Raw genomic sequence first — 9946 nt, 5'->3', positions numbered from 1 at the left:
GATTTTATTGTCCGATTGATAGGAGGCCCGCACCAAATCCGGCTCGATAACCATGTTATAGCGGGTGCGGGAAAAGCCGCTTTCGCCCTGTACCAACTGCGTCACAACCCCGTTAACATAACGTACCGGCTCAGAGCCTTGCCAGAAAGTCAGTGTGGCGCTATTGTCCAAAATCTCAGCAAAAGAAGGTGATGAATCAAAACTCGCCAACTCCAGCTCCAATCTAAATAACTGCGAAAGCCCTTCTTTTAATACAAAACTGACGACATCAAATTCGGTAGTGCCGTTCACTTTTAAACTATAGCGGTAGTCGGATTGTTGGGGCATTGTATTTTCCTATTTAAGTTCAGTTATTCATAAATTTTTCCAAGTATACATACTCTTTTCGGTGAAAATCCAGACCTCTGCGGACATTTAATTTTTATACTAAAAAACTGTCAGAAAGTCTAGGTTTTCACGCTTATTGAGCATTCATGATCGCCTCAATATCTGCAATTTCTTTCGGGCAGCCGCTGGTCAGGTTTTTATTGCCATATTCGGTGATTAATAAATTATCCTCAATTCGTACACCAATGCCTTTGTATTGTTCAGGTACATCCGCATCACTTGCAATATATAGCCCCGGTTCTAATGTGAGCACCATACCAATTTCAAGCGGGCGATCTCGTTCCGTACCGTAATTGCCGACATCGTGCACATCCAGCCCCAGCCAATGTCCTACAAGCAAGTGGTCTGGTTTATTTCAAATTTTATAAAGAAGCTGAACAAAAAAGAGGGGGCAGATCAAAGTGCGGTAAAAAAATTCAAATTTTCGACCGCACTTTTGTTCGCAATTAACGTTTTATATTCTTGAATTCCTTTGTTGTATGAGTTAGCGCTATTTCCGTAGGTAAACGTTCCATTGAGCTTGCACCATAAAAACCGTGACATTCAGGACAATTCGCTAAAATATATTGTGCATCTGCCGGTGTTGCAATCGGACCACCGTGACAAAGCACAATCACATCTGAACGAACCGCTTTAGCCGCTTTAGCCCATTGATTAATTAACGGTACGCAATTTTCAAGTGTCAAAGCCGTTTCTGCGCCGATATTACCACCGGTTGTTAATCCCATATGTGGCACAATGATATCCGCTCCGGCTTTTGTCATTGCCACAGCATCTTCTTCGCTGAAAACATAAGGTGTCGTCAATAACCCTTTTTCGTGGGCTTTTTTAATCATATCCACTTCAAGCCCATAACCCATTCCGGTTTCCTCTAAATTCGCTCTGAAGTTACCATCAATTAAGCCGACGGTCGGGAAGTTTTGCACACCGGCAAAGCCTAACGCAATCAAATCATCTAATAACTTATCAAAATTACAGAAAGGATCCGTTCCGTTTACCCCGGCAAGTACCGGTGTATGTTTGACAACCGGAATCACTTCTTTTGCCATATCTACAACAATATCATTGGCATTACCATAAGCTAATAAACCCGCCAACGAGCCTCTGCCTGCCATACGATAACGTCCTGAATTATAAATAACAATAAGGTCGATACCGCCGGCCTCTTCACATTTTGCTGATAATCCGGTTCCTGCTCCGCCGCCGATAATTGGCTCGCCTTGTTGGATCATTTTGTGAAATTTAGCTAATAAAGCCTCTCTTGAATGTTTCATTACTTCCTCCTAATCGGAAAATTGTTGATTAAATAATTTGATAATTTCGGCTGCAAATTCTTCATCATTGATATGATAAGGCAGTGTAATTAATTGGCGCATTGGCGTTTGCTTCACGGTTTGATACAAAGTATCAATAAAAGCCTGGTTTGCTTCCGGGTCATAAAAAGGCATTCCTTCCGCATCCAAGGCTGAAAAGCCTTTTTCAGGAATAACAAATTTAACGCTTCCCTCACATTTATTTAATTTACGACCGATCCATTCTGCAAGCTGACGATTTTCATCTGCGGTTGTTCGCATTAGTGTGACTTGCGCATTGTGAGGATAAAATAAACGATTGCGATACTGCTCAGGAATACTATCAATGTGCCCGAAATTTATCATATCAAGGGCTCCGCAAGAGCCGATATAAGGGAGTTTGGTTTGTGCGACGACATCCAGGCGATTTTCATCACAAGCCAAAACACCGCCGAATAAATAATCGCAGATCTCCGTAGTGGTTATATCCAATAACCCATCCAACAGCTGATTTTCCGCTAATCTTTCCATTGATTTTCCGCCGCTGCCGGTGGCGTGGAAAACCAAACAATCAAACCGATGATGTAATGCTTGCGAAATAAATTTAATGCAAGGCGTCGTCACACCAAACATTGTTAAACCTAATGCCGGCTTATCTTGCTCATTACTCTCTGTGTTTGATTTAAAATAAACCGCGCCGGTCATAAAATTAGCCGCATTAGATAATACTAATCGTGAAATACGATTTATTCCGGCAACATCGGTTACCGAATACATCATAGCGATATCAGCCACCCCAACATAATTACTGATATTCCCTGATGCCATAGTTGAAACCATTAATTTAGGTAAACCGATGGGCAATGCCTGCATTGCCGGTGTAATTAAAGCCGTACCGCCTGAGCCGCCCAACCCTAAAATACCGGCGACATTTTCTCTGGCTAGTATAAAATGTTTAAAGGCTTCAGACATTGCATTTATCGCTCGCCCCCGATCGCCGCAAAATACCGCATCTTCCCCATCCGGATGATAAGCGGCGACTTGAACTGCACTAATATCAGCGTCTGCACAGCACCGCTTACTTTTAGTCGATAAATCCACGGCAACCACTTTTATGCCTGCTTTTTCTATTTGTTTTTTCACAAATAAAACTTCATCGCCTTTTGTATCTAATGTACTTGCAATATAGATAGATTTTGTCGGCATATTTTGCTCCTTGCGGTGTAATAAAGGAAATGTTTTAAGCTGGAACGGATTATGCTAGACTGAAAAAGATACGTCAATCTCACCAAGAGACTTTTATCTCAAAATGAGATCTCGATCTCATTTTTTATGATTATATGGATAAATTTTATACAAATGACCAATATTAAAAACAGAACGCAAAAATATTTATTGGAAACCGCCCTTGATTTACTCAACAAAGGGATATATCCGACAGTACAAGATGTTGCAAAGGAAGCGGAAATATCCAGAGCAACAGCTTATCGTTACTTTCCGACTCAAACAAGCCTGATTCAGGCTATTGTAGAAATTTGCTTACAGCCTATTCTGGAATGGCAACCGAGCGAACAGTTACCCTTAAAACGTATACATCAGCTACTTGATTTTGCTTATCCGATTTTAGAGGAACACGAAAGTGCTTTTAGAGCGGCATTAAGCATTTCATTACAAGAATGGGAAGCCAACAAACGTAATGAACATCTTGTGCGAGGACATCGTAGAGACATTTTGGATAATATTGCCCACCCACTAAAAAACCGGTTATCCGAACAGGCTTATAATAAATTGCTTTATGCTTATTCACTTATCTATGGGCCGGAGGTTTTTGTGGTGTTAAAAGATATTTGGAATTTGGAATTGCAGGAAATCACTCATATTACCAAGTGGATTGCCGATGCCGTGACGACCTATGCGTTAAAGGAAAACACCGGTTCAGAGGAAGAATAATGCTTTAATGTATAAATTGAGGTATTAAGGACAAATATAATGGTCAGAATATAACCGGTTCTGACCATTCTTTTTATCTAACCACCTAAAATATCATCAATTTTATTAGAGAGCACTTTATAATGACTGGTTTTGATTTTTATCAATGAAAGTTTTTGGAAATTGTTATGATGGTTTTAGTCTTTTTCGTGCTAAAATTCGACAAATTTTAACCGCACTTTTTGATTTTATTCTTTATGCTCGCTCAATCATCTCTCAATGCCCCTTTTGCTCAATCTGTGTTGACTTGGTTTGATCAATTTGGTCGCAAACACTTACCTTGGCAACAAAATAAAACATTATATGGCGTGTGGCTGTCGGAAGTGATGTTGCAACAAACTCAAGTAGCGACAGTGATTCCCTATTTTGAGCGGTTTATTAAAACTTTCCCGAATATTACCGTACTTGCCGATGCTCCCTTAGATGAAGTCTTGCATTTATGGACCGGCTTGGGCTATTACGCTCGGGCGAGAAATTTGCATAAAGCGGCGCAAGTAGTGCGGGATCAGTATCAAGGGGAAGTTCCTACGGATTTTGAGCAAGTATGGGCGTTGCCCGGTATTGGCCGTAGCACGGCGGGAGCCATTTTATCATCGGTGTTAAATCAGCCTTATCCTATTTTAGACGGTAATGTAAAACGAGTGTTGTCCCGTTACTTCGCTATTTCCGGTTGGGCGGGAGAAAAATCCGTGGAAAATAGATTATGGCAGTTAAGCAGTGAAGTAACTCCTCGGCAACGGGTAGCGGATTTTAATCAGGCGATGATGGATCTGGGGGCGATGATTTGCACCCGCACGAAACCAAAATGCGATTTATGTCCGTTAAAAATTGATTGCCAAGCAAATATTGAGCAAAATTATACGGATTATCCCGGCAAAAAGCCTAAAAAAGTCTTGCCGGAACGAGAAGCCTATTTCTTAATCTTGGCGAAAGATCACAAAGTTTGCTTGGAGCAGCGGGAAAATTCAGGGATTTGGGGTGGATTATATTGCTTTCCACAATTTGCTCAGAAAGCTGATGTGTTGGATTATTTAGCTCAACAGGGAATTTCCCAATATCAGGAATGGACAAGTTTTCGTCATACTTTCAGCCATTTCCATTTGGATATTCATCCGATTTATGCTCAATTTGGGGGAGTTGCACAGAACGAGAATTATTCGAATTGGCAAAATATCAGAGAAAATGCAGGGAAATATGAATCTAATCTATTAAGTGCGGTCAAATATTGGTATGATTTGGAAAATCCGGAGCAAATCGGCTTGGCAACGCCGGTCAAAAATTTGTTAATGGAATTTGAATCAATTTATATTAAAGGAAAAACAAATGACTAGAACCGTATTTTGCACTTATTTAAAACAAGATGCCGAAGGGCTGGATTTTCAACTGTATCCGGGCGAGTTGGGAAAACGTATTTTTGATAACATCAGCAAACAAGCGTGGAGCGAGTGGTTAAAAAAACAAACCATGCTGGTGAATGAAAAAAAATTAAATATGATGAATGCGGATCATCGTAAATTATTAGAACAAGAAATGGTGAATTTTTTATTTGAAGGTAAAGAAGTTCATATTGAAGGCTATATTCCGCCGTCAGCATAAGATTTTGAAAAAATGAGAAAATTTTTAGTATTAGCAATTATTCCTTTTTTAGTGGCCTGTGGTGGTTCATCCAGACGCGTGGATTACGATGATGTGTTTTCTAAAGATACACGCGGTTTGGATATTCTCACCGGACAATTTTCCCAAAATATCGACCAAATCTGGGGAGTGAATGAGCTGTTGGTGGCAAGCCGTAAAGATTACGTTAAATATACGGATCAATATTATACTCGTAGCCATGTAAGCTTTGATGAAGGCATGATTACCATTGAAACACAGGTGGATACCGCCCGGTTGTATAATGCCATTGTACATACATTATTAATGGGTTCCGATGCAAATGGTATCGATCTGTTCGCCGTGGGTGATGTACCGATTAGCTCCCGCCCATTCTTGGCTGGACAAGTGGTGGATAATTTCGGCGGCGCCATTACCAATACTACGGTAGCGGGCAATTTTGCCAATTATTTGATTCAAAATAAATTACAGGAACGCCGTTTAGCAAACGGACGTAATGTGATTTACGTGTCGATCCCAATGATTGCCAACCATGTGAATGTGCGGGCAAGAAAATATTTGCCGTTAATTCGTAAGGCTACACGTCGTTATAATATTGACGAAAGCCTGATTTTAGGCATTATGCAAACGGAATCCAGCTTTAACCCGTATGCGATTAGTTATGCTAATGCAATCGGTTTAATGCAAATAGTACCGCATACCGCCGGACGTGATATTTTCCGTGATAAAGGCATGGGCGGCCAGCCGTCGAAAAGTTATTTATTCGATCCGGAGAAAAATATTGATGCGGGCGTAATGTATCTATCCATTTTGAGAAATAACTATTTAGCAGGTATCGAAAATCCGACTTCAATGCGTTATGCAATGATTTCTGCCTATAACAGTGGTGCAGGAGCAGTGTTGCGAGTGTTTGATGATGATAAGGAAGAAGCGATTTATCGTATAAATAAACTGCTGCCGGAACAAGTTTATCGTATTTTGACAACGGTTCACCCGTCGTCGCAGGCGAGAAATTATTTATTGAAAGTGGATAAAGCACAAAAGAGTTATCGCGTTAAGCAATAATATTTAACCGAAAACTGTATTAAATCTAAACTGGTTGCGTATAAAGCGTTCAGTTGGAAAATAAATATTAAATTTTTTAAAATTAGTTGTTGACTTGGCACTGAAAAAATCGTTTAATACGCACCACTGATGAGTTGCCTCGATAGCTCAGTCGGTAGAGCAGGGGATTGAAAATCCCCGTGTCGGTGGTTCGATTCCGCCTCGAGGCACCACTATTCCTCCTTAGTTCAGTCGGTAGAACGGTGGACTGTTAATCCATATGTCGCTGGTTCAAGTCCAGCAGGAGGAGCCATATTCCGAGAGCCGCTAGTGAAAACTAGCGGCTTTTCTCTTTCTATGTTCGGCGATATTTGCCTTGTTCATTCACAATCAAGTCCTGTAATTCCAGCGCTAATAATTGAATTAACAGCTGGTCTACTGAGAGTTGTAATTTATCCGTTAAATCATCAATACTTTGTCCTTCATATCCAATGGCATTAAATAATTCCGGATATTCCGGTTTAATAGCGGATTTTGATGTTGGAAAGTGCGGTGGGTTTTGCGTGAGTTTTTCGGGTTGAAGCAGGGGGTCGTCGACATAGGCTTGCGGCTGGAACCAATAACTTGATGATAACGATAGATTTTCCAAAATATCTTTCACGTTTTCCACTAACATTGCCCCTTGTTTGATTAACTTATGACAACCTTGACTGAATTCGTTTTGAATATTGCCGGGCAAGGCAAAAATATCGCGGCCTTGTTCTAAGGCATAACGGGCAGTAATTAACGAACCGCTTTTTTCTGAGGCTTCAATAACCAGTGTTGCCAATGATAACCCGCTGATAATGCGATTGCGTCTTGGAAAATTTTCTGCCAGCGGCACTTGGTGCGGTAAAAATTCGGACACTAATGTACCGTTATTTTCAATAATTTGCTGTGCTAAAGTGCGGTGTCTTGCGGGATAAATTTTTTCCAGTCCGCTGCCTAACACTGCGATGGTCTGTCCTTGTTGTTCCACCACCGCTTTATGACAAAATCCGTCAATGCCTAAAGCTAAGCCGCTGGTGATAATCAATCCGTTTGCCCAAAGCTCCGTCGCAAAATATTTTGCCCAATATTCTCCATAATGAGAACAATAACGACTGCCCACCATAGCAATCTGCGGTTGCGATAAAGTATTTGCATTGCCCTGCACAAATAACAAGGGCGGAGCTGAATCAATTTGCTTCAATAAATAAGGATAAGTGTCACTTTGGAGAGCAATAATATGATTCCCGTTTTTCATCGCCCACTCTAATGCCGGATCAATAAATTGCCGTTTCGGTTTAAACCATTGTTGAATTTGATCAGACTGCCAGCCCAAATATTGTAGTTGTGTCATATCATAATCAATGAATTCATCAAGTTTGACCTGCTCGAGTAATTTATTAACAGAACCGGCTCCGATACGTGGAACTTGTAATAATCGCAGAATAGTTTCAATATTTTTCATTTTTTGACCGCACTTTAGAGAGTTTAGAAGTTATATAGAAACACTATAAAATGCATTCAAAAGAATTTTTAATGCTAGCGTTAAATTAAAGAGGTATTTTGGAAGCGGGATCACAAAAAACGATCGTTTTGGTACTTTTTCTTATATTATCTTGACCAAAACATCGTTTTTATCCGCAAATTCAGCGAAAGTGCGGTCAGAATTACGGATTTTTTATTGACTATACGGCTTATTCAGCTAATATTTAACTTTCTTTTAACAGAAACTAATGGGTCTTATATATGTCAACAAAAAATCCGGCGCGTGAAACCTTCTCGGGCAGACGTGCTTTTATTATCGCGGCAATCGGTTCTGCTGTCGGTCTAGGGAACATCTGGCGGTTCCCTTATACCACGTATGAAAATGGTGGTGGTGCGTTTATTATTCCTTACTTAATCGCCTTATTAACCGCGGGTATTCCATTACTTTTTTTAGATTATGCAATTGGTCATCGCCACCGTGGCGGAGCACCGCTTTCTTACCGCCGCTTCAATAAAAATTTTGAAGTATTCGGTTGGTGGCAAGTCATGGTGAATGTCATTATCGGTCTTTATTACGCTGTAGTATTAGGTTGGGCGGCAACTTATACGTATTTTTCTTTTAACACGGCTTGGGGTGATAAACCGATTGATTTTTTCATTGGCGATTTCTTGAAAATGGGCGATATTTCCCAAGGAGTGAGCTTTGAATTTGTTGGTATGGTAGTGGGCCCGTTAATTGCCGTATGGCTTGTCGCTCTCGGAGTATTGGCATTAGGAGTACAAAAAGGAATTTCTAAAGTATCCAATGTATTAATGCCTGTTTTAGTTGTGATGTTTATTATTTTAGTTGTGTCATCACTCTTTTTACCGGGTGCGGCAAAAGGTTTAGATGCATTATTCACACCAAATTGGGATAAACTAGCGGATCCGAGCGTGTGGATTGCGGCTTACGGACAAATCTTTTTCTCGCTTTCCATTTGTTTCGGTATCATGATTACCTATGCATCTTATTTGAAAAAAGATACGGATTTGACCGGTTCCGGCTTAGTTGTAGGCTTTGCGAACAGCAGTTTTGAAGTGTTAGCCGGTATCGGTGTATTTGCTGCCTTAGGCTTTATGGCAACAGCAGCCGGTCAAGAGGTTAGTGAAGTGGCGAAAGGTGGTATTGGTTTAGCGTTCTTTGCATTCCCGACCATTATTAACGAAGCGCCTTTTGGTCAAGCGTTAGGCGTATTATTCTTCGGTTCATTAACTTTTGCGGCATTAACCTCATTTATTTCCGTAATTGAAGTTATTATTTCAGCAGTACAGGATAAATTAAGAATCCGTCGTGCAAAAGTAACTTTTTTAGTCGGTATACCGATGATGATTGTGTCTGTTGTATTATTCGGTACAACGACAGGCTTACCGATGCTTGATGTATTAGATAAATTTGTTAACTATTTCGGTATCGTTGCGGTAGCGTTTGTTTCGTTGCTTGTGATTGTAGCAAGCGAAAAATTAGGTTTATTAGGCGATCATTTAAATGCAACCTCGTCACTTAAAGTCGGCTTTATCTGGCGTTTTTGTGTCGTTGTGACTACCGGCATCTTAGCCTTTATGCTGTTCAGTGAAGGTGCAAAAGTGTTTAAAGAAGGCTATGAAGGTTATCCGGGCTGGTTTGTGAATACATTCGGTTGGGGGATGGCGATTGGATTAGTCGTGGTATCAATCTTACTTTCGCGTCTTAAATGGAAATTTGATACACAAGATTCTGGTTCGGAGGAATAAATGAGTACGACAGCAATTATTATGATGACAGTCGCATTGATCATTATCTGGGGAGGATTGTTAGTTGCGGTAAAACGTTTACCAAAAGAATAATTTTCTAAAATCAGACCGCACTTTAATAGGTGAAAATCGCCATCCATAAAGTGCGGTTTTCTTTTGAAGAATTTTTAAATAATGAAAAATAGACGATTTGTATAGAAAAACAGCCACTGAAAATAATTTTATACTTTTTTACAAAAAAACACTTGCAAAGAATTTTCAAATCCCTATAATACGCCCCACACAACGACGCGACGTTGTAAAAGATTTAAAAATACGCCTCGCGTCGTTCTTTTTTG

At 40.2% G+C, this 9946-nt stretch carries 10 protein-coding genes, 2 tRNA genes and 1 pseudogene; 8 read left to right on the top strand and 5 right to left on the bottom strand.

Going from position 1 to position 9946, the window contains the following annotated elements; all coding sequences use genetic code 11:
* From EDC44_RS12610 to EDC44_RS12595, 4 genes and pseudogenes are all read right to left on the bottom strand, one after another.
* Positions 1 to 327 (bottom strand): contractile injection system protein, VgrG/Pvc8 family (locus tag EDC44_RS12610; RefSeq protein ID WP_279388384.1); only part of this gene is annotated, 327 nt, incomplete at its 3' end.
* A gap of 133 nt (positions 328 to 460) precedes the next feature.
* Positions 461 to 721, bottom strand: a pseudogene (locus tag EDC44_RS12605) (M24 family metallopeptidase); the annotation flags it as partial.
* 112 nt (positions 722 to 833) lie between these two features.
* Positions 834 to 1661, bottom strand: coding sequence for a phosphoenolpyruvate hydrolase family protein (locus EDC44_RS12600; RefSeq protein WP_131979668.1), 828 nt, complete (start codon positions 1659 to 1661; stop codon positions 834 to 836).
* A 9-nt stretch (positions 1662 to 1670) separates the two neighbouring features.
* Entirely contained in the window at positions 1671 to 2885 is a 1215-nt protein-coding gene (locus EDC44_RS12595) for a Tm-1-like ATP-binding domain-containing protein (RefSeq protein WP_131979665.1), read from the bottom strand.
* A 153-nt stretch (positions 2886 to 3038) separates the two neighbouring features.
* Here EDC44_RS12595 and EDC44_RS12590 point away from each other — a divergent pair, with 153 nt between their 5' ends.
* The 6 genes from EDC44_RS12590 to EDC44_RS12565 all read left to right on the top strand — a co-directional run bounded on the left by EDC44_RS12590 (position 3039) and on the right by EDC44_RS12565 (position 6639).
* Positions 3039 to 3629, top strand: a complete 591-nt coding sequence (locus EDC44_RS12590) for a TetR/AcrR family transcriptional regulator (protein WP_165870269.1) — start codon at positions 3039 to 3041, stop codon at positions 3627 to 3629.
* Between the two features lie 236 nt (positions 3630 to 3865).
* Positions 3866 to 4999 (top strand): A/G-specific adenine glycosylase, encoded by a 1134-nt coding sequence (gene mutY, locus EDC44_RS12585; RefSeq protein WP_131979659.1) that lies wholly within the window; start codon positions 3866 to 3868, stop codon positions 4997 to 4999.
* A complete protein-coding gene (locus tag EDC44_RS12580) occupies positions 4992 to 5264 on the top strand; it encodes an oxidative damage protection protein (protein ID WP_131979656.1) in 273 nt (90 codons plus the stop codon). The genes mutY and EDC44_RS12580 overlap by 8 nt, the downstream gene beginning before the upstream one ends.
* A gap of 12 nt (positions 5265 to 5276) precedes the next feature.
* Positions 5277 to 6347 (top strand): membrane-bound lytic murein transglycosylase MltC, encoded by a 1071-nt coding sequence (gene mltC, locus EDC44_RS12575; RefSeq protein ID WP_131979653.1) that lies wholly within the window; start codon positions 5277 to 5279, stop codon positions 6345 to 6347.
* 136 nt (positions 6348 to 6483) lie between these two features.
* Positions 6484 to 6559, top strand: a tRNA-Phe gene (locus EDC44_RS12570).
* Positions 6560 to 6563: 4 nt separating this feature from the next.
* A tRNA-Asn gene (locus EDC44_RS12565) sits at positions 6564 to 6639 on the top strand.
* Positions 6640 to 6681: 42 nt separating this feature from the next.
* On the opposite strand, the gene dprA is transcribed toward EDC44_RS12565, so the two are convergent.
* Positions 6682 to 7818, bottom strand: a complete 1137-nt coding sequence (gene dprA / locus EDC44_RS12560) for a DNA-processing protein DprA (RefSeq protein WP_131979650.1) — start codon at positions 7816 to 7818, stop codon at positions 6682 to 6684.
* A gap of 281 nt (positions 7819 to 8099) precedes the next feature.
* Between dprA and EDC44_RS12555 the strand changes: the two genes are divergently transcribed.
* Together EDC44_RS12555 and EDC44_RS12550 are read left to right on the top strand one after the other, a co-directional pair.
* Positions 8100 to 9608, top strand: a complete 1509-nt coding sequence (locus tag EDC44_RS12555) for a sodium-dependent transporter (RefSeq protein WP_131979647.1) — start codon at positions 8100 to 8102, stop codon at positions 9606 to 9608.
* Positions 9609 to 9701, top strand: coding sequence for a methionine/alanine import family NSS transporter small subunit (locus tag EDC44_RS12550; protein ID WP_131979644.1), 93 nt, complete (start codon positions 9609 to 9611; stop codon positions 9699 to 9701).
* The last annotated feature ends 245 nt before the right edge of the window (positions 9702 to 9946 follow it).

Source organism: Cricetibacter osteomyelitidis (genome assembly GCF_004340985.1).
In the GTDB taxonomy this organism is placed as follows: Bacteria; Pseudomonadota; Gammaproteobacteria; order Enterobacterales; family Pasteurellaceae; genus Cricetibacter; species Cricetibacter osteomyelitidis.
Note: the sequence above shows the minus strand (reverse complement) of the source record. Positions and strands in the feature narration are given on the sequence as shown.